Here is a 13,645-nt window from a genome sequence, read left to right on the forward strand (position 1 = left end):
AAGTGTCGACACAAAGTAAACATGGGAGCTTTATCGAGCGGATCTCAGGCGCCTTCTTGCCAAGGGTGTCGACAGAGGGCTTGTATGGGCATCGGTACCGAGGAAGCAGCCGATCCGGAGGACAGCCGTGCAGAAACCCCCCGTCTTCACCCCGGAGGAGATCGCCCGCTTCCGCGCCGAACTCGCCGCCCGCCGGGCGCCCGGGGCACATGAGCCCGGCCGCTGGTCGGTGAGCCCGCTCAACCGCCGTACGGACGTGGTGGGTTCGCTGCCGGAGACGGTCCGGCTGCGGGACGCGACCCTGCGCTCGCTGGAGACCCTGCCGGGCGTCACCGCCCCGGCCGGGGCGAAACGCGCCCTTCTGCGGCGGGTGGTGGCGACCGGGGTGCCGGAGGTCGTCACCGCCGGACCGGGCGGACGGGACGAGGGCGCGCTGAAGGCCGAGGTGGATCTGGTCAAGGGCGAGAACCCGGGGTGCCGGGTGATCTGCCCGCTGATGCGCTCGACGGAGGACGTCGACCGTGCCGCGCGGGCCGGTTACGACGCCGTCCAGGTGTGGGTGCAGGGTTTCGGCGAGACGGCGCTGCTCTACCGGCCCGACGTGTACGCGACCGCGTGGCGGGGCGAGGAGTGGCGGACCCCGGAGACCGCGCGCGACCGGGCCGCCGTGCTGGGGCGGGCGGCGCGGCTCGTCTCGTACGCCCGCTCGCTGGGCGTCGAGGTGATCGCGCCGATGCTGATGGTGTCGTACCTGACGGAGGAGGACCACGCGGCGACGGTCGCGGCGCTGACCGGGGCCGGGGCCGGGGAGCTGACCCTCTTCGACGGGCCGGGCGCGATGAGCCCCGAGGCGTACGGGTACCTCGTGCGCCGGACCAGGGAGCTGGCGCCGGACGTGGCGGTGGGTCTGCACCCGCACAACACGTTCGGGCTGGCCGTCGGCTGCGCGGTCGCCGCCGTCCGGGCCGGTGCCGACGCCGTGGAGCTGTCGGTCAACGGCTACTGCGGCGGCCCCGGCAACGCCGACCTGGCCGCCACCGCGCTGGCCTTCGAGGCCGTCTACGGCGTCCGTACCGGCATCCGTACCGAGGCCCTCACCGAACTCTCCCGGCTGGGTGCGGAGGTGACGGGCTGCCAGACCGCCTGGAACCACCCGATCACCGGTCCCGACGCGTTCTGCTGGGGCGGCCTCGACTTCATCACCCAGGAGACGGCGGTCGATCCGCTGCTCCACAACTGCGTGGAGCCGTCCCTGGTCGGCAACGAACGCCGGATCCCCTTCACCCCGGACAGCGGCCCGTACACCCTGGCCGACCGGACGGCAGCGCTCGGCATCGACCTGCCCCCGGCCGGCCTGGACCAACTGCTGGATCAGGTGCAGCAGTTGATGGCCCGGGAGAACCGCCTCGCCGATGACGACGACCTGCGGGCGCTCGCCCGGGAACTGGGGTGACCGGCCGGCCCGGTGGCCATGACGGGTGGGCACACCGGGCCGGCGGCGTCAGCCTGTCTCCGGGCCCGTCGGCCTCAGGAGGTGCTGACACCCACGGTGAGCGTCGCCTTGTACCCGTCGGAGACGCTGTCACCCAGTGCGGTCAGGGTCAGCAGGCCGGAGGAGGCACCGCCGTCGTCGTAGATGGTGTCGTCGGAGAGCTGGGTCTCCGTGGTGGTGTTGTCCGAGTACGGCGAGGTCGCCTGGACCTCGGTGTTGATGTCCGCGTCGAAGAACAGCTGACCGGTGTGGATGATCGAGCCGCCGGTGTACGAGTCGTCGGTCAGCGTCACGTCGGTGTGGACCCGCATGTGGACGTGCACGGCCCGGGAGACGTAGTGGCCCGGCCAGATCGAGATGAGGCTCACCTGGCCGTCGGAGTCGGTCATCTGGCCGCCCCGCAGGAAGGTGCCGTCGTCGGTCTCGGTGTGGCCGTTCTTGCCGACGAACCCGGAGTACTCGCCGAGCGCGTCGCAGTGCCAGATCTCGACCAGCGCGTCCGCCAGCGGGGCACAGTCGTTGGCCTCGTCGACGACGGTGAAGGTGTACTGGACCTCGACACCCTCCTTGTCCTCGCGGACGTCCTCGCGCACCAGCGCGCCGGTGAGCGAGTACGGCCCCTCGGTGACCTCGGCGGTGAGGGAGCAGACACTGGAGGAGGCGTCGCTGGTGACGGCGGTGGAGGCGTCGGAGTCGGCGTCCGGGGTGACGGTGTCGGCGGAGGCGAGACCGGCGGCCATCAGCCCGCCGGCCGCGGCGATGGTGGCGCCGCCGATCAGCACGCGCCGCCGTTTCATCGTGTTGTCCATGCGGTGACGGCCCGGCTGGGCGTCGAGGGTGTCGGCGGAGGCGGGCTCGGGGGTCTGCCCGGAGGCAGAGGCGTTGTCTGTCATGTCACGAGAACCTAGGGACCGACCTGAGGTGGGCCATGGCCACGCACTGTGAGGACGCTGGGGAAAGAACGCCTCAACTCACCCTCTTTCGAGGACAGTTGGGGCAGATTCCGCGTGTTGCGGACGCGATCACACGGGTCTTCCGGAGCGGGCGGCCCTCAGCTGAGTCCGGCGGCCCGTGCCCGCTCCACCGCCGGGCCGATCGCCTTCCCGACCGCCTCGACGTCGGCCTGGGTGGAGGTGTGGCCGAGCGAGAAGCGCAGGGTGCCGCGGGCCAGGTCCGGGTCGGTGCCGGTGGCCAGCAGGACATGGCTGGGCTGGGCGACCCCGGCGGTGCACGCGGAGCCCGTCGAGCACTCGATGCCCTGGGCGTCCAGCAGCAGGAGCAGCGAGTCGCCCTCGCAGCCGGGGAAGGTGAAGTGCGCGTTGGCGGGCAGGCGGTCCACCGGGTCGCCGCCGAGGATCGCGTCGGGTACGGCCGCACGGACGGCGTCGATCAGGGCGTCGCGCAGGGCGCCGATCTCCCGGGCGAACCACTCGCGGCGCTCGACGGCCAGTCGCCCCGCCACCGCGAAGGAGGCGATCGCCGGGACGTCGAGGGTGCCGGAGCGGACGTGCCGCTCCTGTCCGCCGCCGTGCAGGACGGGGACGGGGGTGTACTCACGGCCGAGGAGCAGGGCGCCGATGCCGTACGGGCCGCCGACCTTGTGGCCGGAGACGGTCATCGCGGCGAGGCCCGAGGAGCCGAAGTCCACCGGGATCTGACCGAAGGCCTGGACCGCGTCGGCGTGCAGCGGGATGCCGAACTCGTTGGCCACGGCGGCGAGTTCGCGGACCGGCAGGACCGTGCCGATCTCGTTGTTGGCCCACATGACGGTGGCGAGGGCCACGTCGTCGGGGTTGCGTTCGACCGCCTCGCGCAACGCCTCGGGGTGGACCCGGCCGTAGCTGTCGACGGGGAGGTACTCCACCGTGGCGCCCTCGTGTTCGCCGAGCCAGTCGACGGCGTCCAGGACCGCGTGGTGTTCGACGGGGCTGGCGAGGATGCGGGTGCGGGCCGGGTCGGCGTCGCGGCGGGACCAGTAGAGGCCCTTGACCGCGAGGTTGTCGGCCTCGGTGCCGCCGGAGGTGAGGACGACCTCGCTGGGGCGGGCGCCGAGCGCTTCCGCGAGGGTCTCCCTTGATTCCTCGACCGTGCGGCGGGCCTTGCGGCCGGAGGCGTGCAAGGAGGACGCGTTGCCGCTGACGCGGAGGGCGGCGGTGAGCGCTTCCACCGCTTCCGGGAGCATCGGGGTCGTGGCTGCGTGGTCGAGGTAGGCCATGGTGGGGTCGATTCTACGTGGGGGCTCCGCCGCAGAACCGAGGGGCGCCGTGGCCGGCTCGGGCCGGTGGGTCACTTCCGGCCGTGCGGGGCCGGTCGCGCCCACGCGGCAGAGCCGCACATTCAGCACAGCCCCGCGCCCCTGACGGGGCGCTGCCCCTCGCGGGGCTCACAACGATCCCTCTACAGGCTCCAGGAGACCGTGTTCGACATCTCCATGGCGATGGCGAGGACCGCGAGGTCGGCGATGCCCAGGGTCAGGCCCAGGTAGGCGCGGCCCTTGCGGCCGGTGCCGCGCCACAGGGCGACGAGGGCCAGGACGATGGCGATGGGGCCGAGGAACATGTTGAGGACGAGGAGGCCGAGGAGGCCGAGGATGAAGGAGGCGACGGCCATGCCGTCGGCGTCACGGGTGCGGGTGCGGGTTTCCGGGCGGGTGGCGGCCGGGGCGGTGAGGTGCAGCATGACTCAGCTCCTGGGAGTCGTGGTGGACGGTCAGTTGGCCGAGGCGCGGCGGCGGGCGAGGCGCTCGCGGAGCGCGAAGACGGCCAGCCAGACGGCGATCACGGCGGCCAGCCCGGCGGTGACGTCGAGCGGTGCGTGGGCCACGGTGCCCAGCACCACGCCGAGCAGCATGAGTGCGGCGACGAGGAACAGCATGGGGTGGATCCCCCTCCGTTACATTTGGGTGAACGGTTGTAGTAACAGTTGTTCACTGACTTTGAGTCTAGCAACCCGCACGGCTTTTCAATTCCGGAGAACAGTTGTTAACTGGATGACATGAGTCACACCCTCGGCATCCGACAGGCCCAGAAGCAGAAGACGCGCCAGGCCTTCCTGGACGCGGCGCTCGCCCTGCTGGAGGAGCAGAGCCTGAGCAGCCTGGGACTGCGCGAGGTCACCCGGGCCGTGGGTGTCGCCCCGACCGCGTTCTACCGGCACTTCCGCTCCACCGCGGACCTCGGCGTCGCCCTCGTCGACGAGGCGCTCGGCAGCCTGCATCCGATGGTCCGCACGACGGTCGCCACGGCCGGCGAGGAGCGCATCACCCGGGCCGTCCAGCTGATTGCCGGCCATGTCTCCGCGCACCCGGCGCACGTCCGGTTCATCGCCCGGGAGCGGCACGGCGGGGTGCAGCCGGTGCGGGAGGCGATCCGGGCCCAGCTCGCCCGGTTCGCCGAGGAGGTCAAGACCGAGCTGGCCAAGGACCCGGAGGCCGCGGGCTGGGGCGACGACGACCTGCTGATGCTCGCCCACCTCTACGTGGACCAGATGCTCATCACCGCCTCCCTGTTCCTGGAGACCCTGGAGTCCCCCGACCCCTCGGAGGCGGAGCGGCAGCGCGTCGTCCAGGTCGCCACCCGGCAGCTGCGGCTGATCAGCCTAGGCAGGCAGCACTGGCTGGACCAGGAGCCGTGACGCACAGGGGCGGCGCGCCCGTTCGCCGGACGCGCCGCCCCTGTCGTACGACTTCCGCGGTCAGCTCTTGGTCGCCTGCGCGGTCGGCGCACCGCTGGGCGCCGCACCGCCCCCGCCGGGGCCGCCCTGGCCGCCACCGCAGCCGCCGGCGCCCTGACCGCCGCCGGGGCCACCGCCCTGGCCGCCGGGGCCGCCGCTCGGCATGCCGGTGGGGGTGCCGGTCGGCTTGACGGTGGAGTTGCCCGTGGGGGCGCCGGAGGGAGCGCCGCTCGGCATGCCGGAGGCGTTGCCGGTCGGCATCCCGGACGGCGCCTGACAGGACTGCGACTGGCCGGAGTTGCCGCTGCCGGAGGACGAGGAGTCGCTTGAGCCGCACGCGGTCAGCAGCAGCGGGGTGAGGGCGAGCAGGGCGACCGCGGGGACGAGACGTGCACGCTTCATGAGAGACAGCTCCGTAAAGGATGAGGGAGTCCTGAGGCGTGGCACTCAACCAACGGCGCTTAGGGCGTACTTGGGCCCGCCCTGTCCCCAGCCTGTGATTCGGGTAAAGGGCGCCTCAAGAAAACGCCCTGACCTGCCCCTTCGCCGAGAGGTGCGCCCTACCCGCTGGTACAGGCCCGTGACAGAACGGGGTGGTCAGCCGAGCCGGACCCGGGCCAACTGCCGTGACTGGGCGACCAGTCGGTCCGCGCTGTCCCAGACCTCGGCGTCCTCCTCGAGGAAGCCGCCGGCCAGGTTGCGGGTGGTGACGGAGACGCGCAGCGGGCCCGGGGCGGGCCGGTGGCGGACGTGGACGGTGAGTTCGACCGTGGGGACCCAGCCCTTGAGGCCGATCTCGAACGCGGTCGGCGGCAGCGCGTCCACCGCCAGCAGAAGGGAGAGCGGGTCGGCGTCACGGCCGTCCGCGAGACCGAACCAGGAGCGCATCTCGCCCTTGCCGGAGGGGGCGCCGAGGGCCCAGCCGAGGGTGGCGGGGTCCAGCTTGAGCATCAGGCGGTCGGTGATGGCGGAGCTGCCGTCGACCGGGGCCGGGCCGTCTTCCGGGCCGAAGCAGTGCTCCATGGGCGGGATCGCGGGCGGGGTCGCCACCGTCCGGACGTCGTCGGGAAGGGCGGTGAGGTCGCCGTAGGAGGCGAGGACGCGGATGCGTTCGACCTCGTTGCCCTCGTCGTCGTACTGGAGGAGCGCGGCCTGGCCGGTGGAGAGGGTGCGGCCGGTGCGGACGGTGTCCGTGCGGATCACGGCCGGGCCCGGCCGGGACGCGGTCAGGTAGTGCGCGGAGATCGTGAACGGGTCCGGGTGCGGCAGCGCGTCCGCGAGCGCCCGGCCGAGCACGGCCAGGAGGTAGCCGCCGTTCACGGCGTTGATGATGGTCCAGCCGGCCGAGAGGTCGATGTCGTAGACGCCGGGAGCGCGCCGGGTGACCGCGGTGTCGCGGTCGAACTCGCTGTCGCCGATCACGGCCCGCGTGGATGCTGCTTCTGGCATGCCTGAACAGTACAAGAGGTGATTACTAAGCGGTAGCTTTTGTGATCCACGCACCAGTGGGCCGTCCGGTAAGGGATCCCTCCACCGAGTGAGGTTCCGGCAATTTCTAGGTAAGTGTCCGGACACGTCCGTAACCCGGGGCCCCTGATTCCCCTCTATGGGGACATGAGCCTCACCGGGACTCCGTTCCTCTACACGACCATCGTGCTGTCCGTGGTCGCCCTCATACTGCCGCTCGTCCTGTGGTCGAGGATGCGCGGACCCAAGGCCTTCCGCGCCGCGGCCCGGGTCCTGATGCTCCTGTTCGCCCAGGCCACGGCCGTGACGCTGATCTTCGTGCTGGTCAACAACGAGAACAACCTGTACGACAACTGGGCGGACCTCCTCGGTACCGGCAACCACGTCCAGCAGGCCGCGAACCTCGGCCAGGACGGCACCGGCGGCATAGCGCTGAAGACGCTGCCCAAGGTGAGGCAGTCCTTCGCGGCGGCAAGCGGACCGGGCATGCGCGGAGTTCGGGTCACCCAGCTCAAGGGCCGGATCTCCGGAGTGAACGCCGAGGTCTACGTGTGGCTGCCGCCCCAGTACGACGAGCCCAAGTACCGGAACCACAAGTTCCCGGTCGTGGAGCTGCTGCCGGGCTACCCCGGCTCGGCCAAGGCCTGGTTCGGCTCGATGAAGGTGACCGCCCAGCTGGAACCGCTGATGAGGAGCGGCAGGGTCGCACCCTTCATCCTGGTCGCGCCGCGCACCAATCTGCTGGCCGGCGTGGACACCGGCTGCGCCAACATCCCGGGCACGGTCAACGCGGACAGCTGGCTGAGCATCGACGTCCCGAAGATGGTGACCGACAACTTCCGGGCCGCCCCCGCCCCGGCGGACTGGGCCACCGCCGGCTACTCGGCCGGCGCGCACTGCGCGGTCAAGCTGGCCGTCGCCCACCCGGACCGCTACCGGGCCGCGGTCAGCCTGTCCGGCTACAACGACCCGATCGGCGAGCGCAACTCGCTCGCCGCGCAGAGCGTGCCCCTGCGCGAGCAGAACAACCCCTACCTGCTGCTGCGGAAGGCGGCCACCCCGCCCCGGATCGCGCTCTACCTCTCCGGCGAGTCCGGTGACGGCTACCAGGCCGGGGTGGCGCTCGAACAGATCGCCAAGGCGCCGACCACCGTGCACGTGGTGTACCTGCCGCGCAGCGACGGCGGCCACAACATGGCGCTGTGGCGGCCCCAGGTGACGACGGTCTTCGAGTGGCTCACCCTCAACATGGGCCAGAGCCACGCCGGGGCCGGGACTACTCCTCCCGAACCGTCGAACGCCGGTTCCACGCACGCGGCGCTCGCCAGTGGTACCGCATCGCGAGCAGGCGCAGTACGAAAGCGGTGACGACCGCGAGCCCGCTGGTGAGCGGGGTCAGCGCGTCGTAGTGGATGCACAGCACCACCGTCGTCGCCCCGACGATCGCCGGGACCGCGTACAGGTCGCGGTCCCAGCGCAGCAGCGAGGGAACCTCGTTGGCGAGCACGTCCCGGAGCACGCCGCCGCCGACCGCGGTGGCGAGCCCCAGGGCGGCGGAGGCGGTGAGGTTGAGGCCGTAGGAGTACGCCTTCGTCGTGCCGCTGACCGCGAACAGGCCGAGGCCGGCCGCGTCGAAGACCAGGACCGCCGACTGGATCCGCTCCACGTGCGGATGCAGGAAGAAGACCACCAGGGCGGCGATCAGCGGGGTGATGAAGTACCCGAGGTCGGTGAAGGCGGCCGGGGGGACGGCCCCGATGATCACGTCCCGGAAGATCCCTCCGCCCAGTGCGGTGACCTCGGCCATCACTCCGATGCCGAAGACGTCGAAGTTCTTGCGGACGGCCAGCAGCGCGCCGGAGATGGCGAACACGAAGATGCCGATGACGTCGAGCGTGTGCTGGACGGAGGGAGAGAAGAGTTGCTGGAGCTGCACCCTGACATTGTGACCTGCCAGGGTGCATGAACCTTACAAAGCCAGGCCTACTGGGCGGGAAGGGCGGGTTTCCCTGTGCTGAACACCCACGTCTGGAACAGGTCGTCGAGCTGCTGACCGGAGATCTTCTCCGCGAGGCGGATGAAGTCGGCGGTGTCGGCGTTGCCGTAGCGGTGCAGCTTCGTCCAGGCCGGGAGCAGCTTGAAGAACGCCGTGTCGCCGATGCGTTCGCGCAGCATCTGGAGGGTCATCGCGCCGCGCTGGTAGACGGCCGAGGCGAACATGGTGTCGCGCTGCGGGTCGGCGACGACGGTCTGCCAGAAGGGGTTGTCGGCGGCCCTGGAGTTGTAGCCGGCCAGGAAGGAGTCGTGGGCCGAGCGGGTGCCCTGGTGCTCCGCCCACAGCCACTGGGCGTAGGTGGCGAAGCCCTCGTTGAGCCAGATGTCCTTCCACTGCGCCACGCTCACCGAGTCGCCGAACCACTGGTGGGCCAGCTCGTGCACGATCGTGGTCTCGTTGCGCACCGCCGAGTAGGCCGGCTTGCTCTGCACCTCCAGTGAGAACCCGGCCTCCGGCATGTCGTCGACGATGGCCCCGGTCTCCTCGAAGGGGTAGGGCCCGAAGAGCTGCTGCCAGTAGTCGGTGGCGGCGGCGGTGACGGCGTAGACGTCGACGCTGTTGCTGTTCGCCAGGGTCGGGTCGATGGCCACGTAGATCGGGATCCCGGAGGGGGTCCTCCCGGTCTTCACGTCGAACTTCCCGATGGTGGCGGTGGCGAGGTAGGTCGCCATCGGCCTCGACTCGCGCCAGTGCGTGTACGTCGAGCCGCCCTTGTCGTACGTCGAGACCAGCCGGCCGTTGGAGACCCCGGTCAGGCCCTCGGGCGCCTTGATCCGGATGTCGTAGGTGGCCTTGTCGGAGGGGTGGTCGCTGGACGGGAACCAGGTGGAGGCCGCGTTGGGCTCGCAGGCGACGAAGACGCCGTCGGGGGTCTTCATCCAGCCGTAGTCGGAGCCGAACACGATGGGGCCGTTGAGGGGTTCGGGGATCCCGCCGTAGGTGACGGAGACGGTGAAGTCGCGGCCCTTGCGCAGCGCGTCCCGCGGGGTGACGGTGATCTCGTCGCCGGTCCTGGTGAACTGGGCGCGTCTGCCGTTCACCTCGACCTTCGTGACCTCCAGTCTCTGGAGGTCGAGATCGAAGGCGGAGAGGTTCTGGGTGGCGCGGGCGGTGAGGGTGGCACGGCCGTCGAGGCGGCCGGTGTCCGGGGCGTAGGCCACGTCGAGGTCGTAGTGGCGGGCGTCGAAGCCGCCGTTGCCGAGCTGCGGGAAGTAGGGGTCGCCGATGCCGTCGGCGCCCGGGGTGGGGGCGGGGGCGGCGGCTATGACGAAGGAGGCGGCCGTCGCGGTTGCGACGGCCGCCAGACGTGCCGAACGGGAGAGGCGCATGAGTCGTCCCTTTCGAGCGTGCCGGTCAGTGGACGGACACGGTCGACTCTGCGCTCTCCCGTTAAGACATGTACATGACTTTGCAAAGTCGTGTCATGCGCTACTTGCCGGTTGGCTCCTGTGACTCCTGTGCCTCGGCTGTGCCCTCGTCCGGGCCTTCGGCGGCCTCGGAGGTCCCGGTGCCCTCGGAAGACTCGGCGTCCTCCGCGGTCCCGGTGTCCTCGGAGGCTTCGGCCGCGGACTCCTCGGCGGTCTCGGCCGCCGCGTCCGACTGGTGCTCGGCCTCCAGTGCGGCCACCGCGGCCGACGTCTCCGCCGACTCCTCCAGGGCCGCCTCGCCCACCAGTTCCGCGGCCTGCTTCGCCACGGTCAGCAGGACGGTGTCCTGCGGGGCCTGGTCGGCGAAGTTCTCCGGGTGGTGGCAGGCGACCTGCTGGCCGGGCTTCAGCTCGACGAGCGCGGGCTCGGCCGTCCGGCAGATCTCCGTCGCCTTCCAGCAGCGGGTGTGGAAGCGGCAGCCCGACGGCGGCGAGATCGGCGACGGCACGTCACCCTGGAGCAGGATGCGCTCGCTCTTCTGACCGCGGCGCTTCGGGTCCGGGATCGGCACGGCCGACATCAGCGCCTTGGTGTACGGGTGCATCGGCGCCTTGTACAGCGAGTCCCGGTCGGCCAGTTCGACGATCTTGCCGAGGTACATCACCGCGATGCGGTCCGAGACGTGCCGGACGACCGAGAGGTCGTGCGCGATGATCACGTACGTCAGGCCGAGTTCCTCCTGGAGGTCGTCCATGAGGTTCACGACCTGCGCCTGGATCGAGACGTCCAGGGCGGAGACGGGCTCGTCGGCCACCACCAGCTTCGGCTTCAGGGCGAGCGCGCGGGCGATGCCGATGCGCTGGCGCTGACCGCCGGAGAACTCGTGCGGGTAGCGGTTGTAGTGCTCGGGGTTGAGACCGACCACCGACAGCAGCCGCTGCACTTCCTTCCTGACGCCGCCCTCCGGAGTCACGCCCTGGAGCTTGAAGGGCGCTCCGATGATCGTGCCGATGGTGTGGCGCGGGTTCAGCGAGGAGTACGGGTCCTGGAAGATCATCTGCACGTCGCGGCGCAGCGGTCGCATGCCGCCGACACCGAGGTGCGTGATGTCCTTGCCCTCGAACTCGACCTTGCCGCCGGTCGGTTCGAGCAGCCGGGTGATCAGCCGGCCCATCGTCGACTTGCCGCAGCCGGACTCGCCCACGACGCCGAGGGTTTCACCGGCCTTGACCTCGAAGTCCAGCCCGTCGACCGCGTGCACGGCACCGACCTGCCGCTGGAGCAGGCCCTTCTTGATCGGGAAGTGCTTCTGGAGCCCGGTCACCTTGAGCAGGGTCTCGCCCTGGGCGACGCCCCGGGTGGAGACGTCACCGTCGCTCTGCGCAGGAATGGTCACTGCCGCGTCCTTGGTGGGTTTCTCGCTCACAGCTTCGGCGCAATCTCTTCGGTCCAGATCCGCTCCCGCTGCTCCTGCGTCATGTGGCAGGCGGCCCAGTGCCGGCCGCCGACCTCGGTCAGCTCCGGACGGACCGTGCGGGTGACGTTGTCCTTGGGGACGTCCGCGTACGGGCAGCGGGGGTTGAAGGCGCAGCCGGACGGGATGTTGATCAGTGAGGGCGGGGAGCCCTTCACCGGGATCAGGCGCTCCTGCTGCTCACGGTCGAGGCGCGGCATCGAGCCGAGCAGACCCCAGGTGTAGGGGTGCCGGGGCTCGTAGAACACCTTGTCGGCCGGGCCGCGCTCCACACAGCGACCGCCGTACATCACCAGGATGTCGTCCGCGAGTTCGGCGACGACGCCCAGGTCGTGGGTGATGATGATGACCGCGGAGCCGAACTCCGTCTGCAGGTCCCGGATCAGGTCGAGGATCTGCGCCTGGACGGTCACGTCCAGGGCGGTCGTCGGCTCGTCCGCGATGAGCAGTTCGGGGTTGTTGACCAGCGACATCGCGATCATCGCGCGCTGGCGCATACCGCCGGAGAACTCGTGCGGGTAGCTGTCGACCCGCTTGTCCGGCTGGGGGATGCCCACCCGGTCGAGCATCTCGACCGCGCGCCGCTTGGCGGTCTTCTTGTCGACGTTGTGGTGGATGCGGTACGCCTCCACGATCTGGTGGCCGATCGTGTAGTACGGGTGCAGCGCCGACAGCGGGTCCTGGAAGATCATGGACATCTGACGGCCGCGGAGCTTGCGCACCTCGTCCGGCGGGCTGCTGAGCAGCTCGGTGCCGTCCAGCCAGATCTCGCCGGAGATCTGGGGCTTGCGCTTGCCGTACTGCCCGGCGGTGTGCAGGCCCAGGATGCCGAGCGAGGTCACCGACTTGCCGGAGCCGGACTCGCCCACGATGCCGAGGGTCTTGCCCTTCTCCAGCTGGAAGGAGAGCCCGTCGACGGACTTGACCAGGCCGTCGTCGGTCGGGAAGTGCACCTTCAGGTCGCGCACTTCCAGGAAGGCCGTCGGAGCCTGCGAGCCGCTCGTGGGCTCGCCCACGGCCGCACCGCTCTTGCTCAGTTCGGTCATGAGAGCCTCACTCGGGGGTCGATCACGGCGTACAGGATGTCCACCACGAGGTTGGCGATCAGCACCGCGAGAGAAGTGATCAGGGTGACGCCCAGGATGATGGGCAGGTCCTGGTTCTTGATGGCGGTCAGCACCGCCTGGCCGAGGCCCGGCAGACTGAACGTCGTCTCGGTCAGGATGGCGCCGCCGATGAGAGCACCGAGGTCCATGCCGAGCATGGTCAGGATCGGCGTCATCGTGGAGCGCATGGCGTGCTTGCCGATGACGACGTGTTCCTTGAGGCCCTTCGCGCGTGCCGTGCGGATGTAGTCCTCGCCGAGGATCTCCAGCATGGTGGCGCGTGTGATGCGGGCGTACATGGCGGCGTAGAGGAAGGCGAGGGTGATCCAGGGCAGGATCATGCCGCCGAGCCAGCCGGAGAAGCTCTGGTCCAGCGGCACGTACTGGCCGTTGATCCAGTTCAGCCCGTAACTGAAGACGGCGAGCGAGAGCAGACCGGTGAAGTAGATGGGCAGGGACACACCGCCGAGCGCGACCACCATGGCCGTGCGGTCCCAGATGCTGCCCCGCTTGAGCGCGGAGAGCACACCCGCCGCGACACCGAAGACCAGCCACAGCACGGCGGCGCCGAGCGCGAGACCCAGGGTCACCGGGAAGCGGTCGGTCAGCACCGGCCAGACGGCCTGCTCGCTACGGAAGGAGTAGCCGAAGCACGGCGCGGCACAGTGGGTGATGTCACCGCCGGCCGCGTAGGTGCGGCCCACGAAGATGCCCTTGAAGAAGTGCCAGACCTGCACGAAGATCGGGTCGCCCAGACCCAGCTTCTCCCGCACCGCCGCGACGGCGTGAGGGTCGGCCTGCTTGCCCACGAAACTCGTGGCGATGTCCACGCCCGCCCACTTGGGGACGAGGAAGAAGATGCAGAAGACCACCAGGATGATGACCACCAGCATCACTGCGGCGGCGAACAGCCGCCTGATGAGGTAAGCGAGCACAGCTAACGGCCCGCCGCGGGACCGCGGGCCCCCGGAGGTCTTCCGGTGGCCCGCGGTCCCGCCGCGCCGGCCTTCA

14 protein-coding genes are annotated in these 13,645 nt (G+C 70.4%); 3 read left to right on the plus strand and 11 right to left on the minus strand.

Going from position 1 to position 13,645, the window contains the following annotated elements:
- The first annotated feature begins 127 nt into the window (after nt 1-127).
- Nucleotides 128-1,453, plus strand: a complete 1,326-nt coding sequence (locus AB0D74_RS12270) for a hypothetical protein (protein ID WP_362583859.1) — start codon at nt 128-130, stop codon at nt 1,451-1,453.
- Nucleotides 1,454-1,527: 74 nt separating this feature from the next.
- Here the strand turns inward: AB0D74_RS12270 and AB0D74_RS12275 are convergent, their stop codons facing one another.
- From AB0D74_RS12275 to AB0D74_RS12290, 4 genes are all read right to left on the minus strand, one after another.
- Nucleotides 1,528-2,385, minus strand: a complete 858-nt coding sequence (locus AB0D74_RS12275) for an intradiol ring-cleavage dioxygenase (RefSeq protein WP_362583862.1) — start codon at nt 2,383-2,385, stop codon at nt 1,528-1,530.
- Between the two features lie 158 nt (nt 2,386-2,543).
- A complete protein-coding gene (locus AB0D74_RS12280; RefSeq protein ID WP_362583865.1) occupies nt 2,544-3,707 on the minus strand; it encodes a cysteine desulfurase family protein in 1,164 nt (387 codons plus the stop codon).
- A gap of 182 nt (nt 3,708-3,889) precedes the next feature.
- The gene (locus AB0D74_RS12285) at nt 3,890-4,168 is read right to left on the minus strand and encodes a DUF4190 domain-containing protein (protein ID WP_362584232.1); all 279 of its coding nucleotides are present in this window, start codon (nt 4,166-4,168) and stop codon (nt 3,890-3,892) included.
- 33 nt (nt 4,169-4,201) lie between these two features.
- Complete coding sequence (locus AB0D74_RS12290; protein WP_362583868.1) at nt 4,202-4,366, minus strand: hypothetical protein; 165 nt, start codon at nt 4,364-4,366, stop codon at nt 4,202-4,204.
- A 120-nt stretch (nt 4,367-4,486) separates the two neighbouring features.
- On the opposite strand from AB0D74_RS12290, the gene AB0D74_RS12295 reads away from it, so the two are divergent.
- Nucleotides 4,487-5,125: a TetR family transcriptional regulator gene (locus AB0D74_RS12295; protein ID WP_362583870.1), complete on the plus strand. Its 639-nt coding sequence runs from the start codon at nt 4,487-4,489 to the stop codon at nt 5,123-5,125.
- A gap of 60 nt (nt 5,126-5,185) precedes the next feature.
- Here the strand turns inward: AB0D74_RS12295 and AB0D74_RS12300 are convergent, their stop codons facing one another.
- Together AB0D74_RS12300 and AB0D74_RS12305 are read right to left on the minus strand one after the other, a co-directional pair.
- Nucleotides 5,186-5,566 (minus strand): hypothetical protein, encoded by a 381-nt coding sequence (locus AB0D74_RS12300; protein ID WP_362583872.1) that lies wholly within the window; start codon nt 5,564-5,566, stop codon nt 5,186-5,188.
- A gap of 195 nt (nt 5,567-5,761) precedes the next feature.
- Nucleotides 5,762-6,613: a thioesterase family protein gene (locus AB0D74_RS12305; RefSeq protein WP_362583875.1), complete on the minus strand. Its 852-nt coding sequence runs from the start codon at nt 6,611-6,613 to the stop codon at nt 5,762-5,764.
- A 165-nt stretch (nt 6,614-6,778) separates the two neighbouring features.
- Here AB0D74_RS12305 and AB0D74_RS12310 point away from each other — a divergent pair, with 165 nt between their 5' ends.
- On the plus strand, nt 6,779-7,999 hold the full coding sequence (locus AB0D74_RS12310) for an alpha/beta hydrolase-fold protein (RefSeq protein WP_362583877.1): 1,221 nt from the start codon (nt 6,779-6,781) through the stop codon (nt 7,997-7,999).
- Here AB0D74_RS12310 and AB0D74_RS12315 read toward each other — a convergent pair.
- The 5 genes from AB0D74_RS12315 to AB0D74_RS12335 form a co-directional block, all read right to left on the minus strand.
- A complete protein-coding gene (locus AB0D74_RS12315) occupies nt 7,908-8,567 on the minus strand; it encodes a trimeric intracellular cation channel family protein (RefSeq protein WP_351961334.1) in 660 nt (219 codons plus the stop codon). The genes AB0D74_RS12310 and AB0D74_RS12315 overlap by 92 nt on opposite strands.
- A 47-nt stretch (nt 8,568-8,614) precedes the next feature.
- Nucleotides 8,615-10,015: a M1 family metallopeptidase gene (locus AB0D74_RS12320; protein ID WP_362583882.1), complete on the minus strand. Its 1,401-nt coding sequence runs from the start codon at nt 10,013-10,015 to the stop codon at nt 8,615-8,617.
- 100 nt (nt 10,016-10,115) lie between these two features.
- The gene (locus AB0D74_RS12325) at nt 10,116-11,450 is read right to left on the minus strand and encodes a dipeptide ABC transporter ATP-binding protein (protein WP_362583885.1); all 1,335 of its coding nucleotides are present in this window, start codon (nt 11,448-11,450) and stop codon (nt 10,116-10,118) included.
- 26 nt (nt 11,451-11,476) lie between these two features.
- Nucleotides 11,477-12,574, minus strand: coding sequence for an ABC transporter ATP-binding protein (locus AB0D74_RS12330; RefSeq protein WP_362583887.1), 1,098 nt, complete (start codon nt 12,572-12,574; stop codon nt 11,477-11,479).
- Nucleotides 12,571-13,569, minus strand: coding sequence for an ABC transporter permease (locus tag AB0D74_RS12335; RefSeq protein WP_362583890.1), 999 nt, complete (start codon nt 13,567-13,569; stop codon nt 12,571-12,573). Before AB0D74_RS12335 ends, AB0D74_RS12330 begins: the two co-directional genes overlap by 4 nt.
- Nucleotides 13,570-13,645: the final 76 nt, after the last annotated feature.

This window comes from Streptomyces sp. NPDC048278 (assembly GCF_040652195.1).
Taxonomy (GTDB): Bacteria; Actinomycetota; Actinomycetes; order Streptomycetales; family Streptomycetaceae; genus Streptomyces.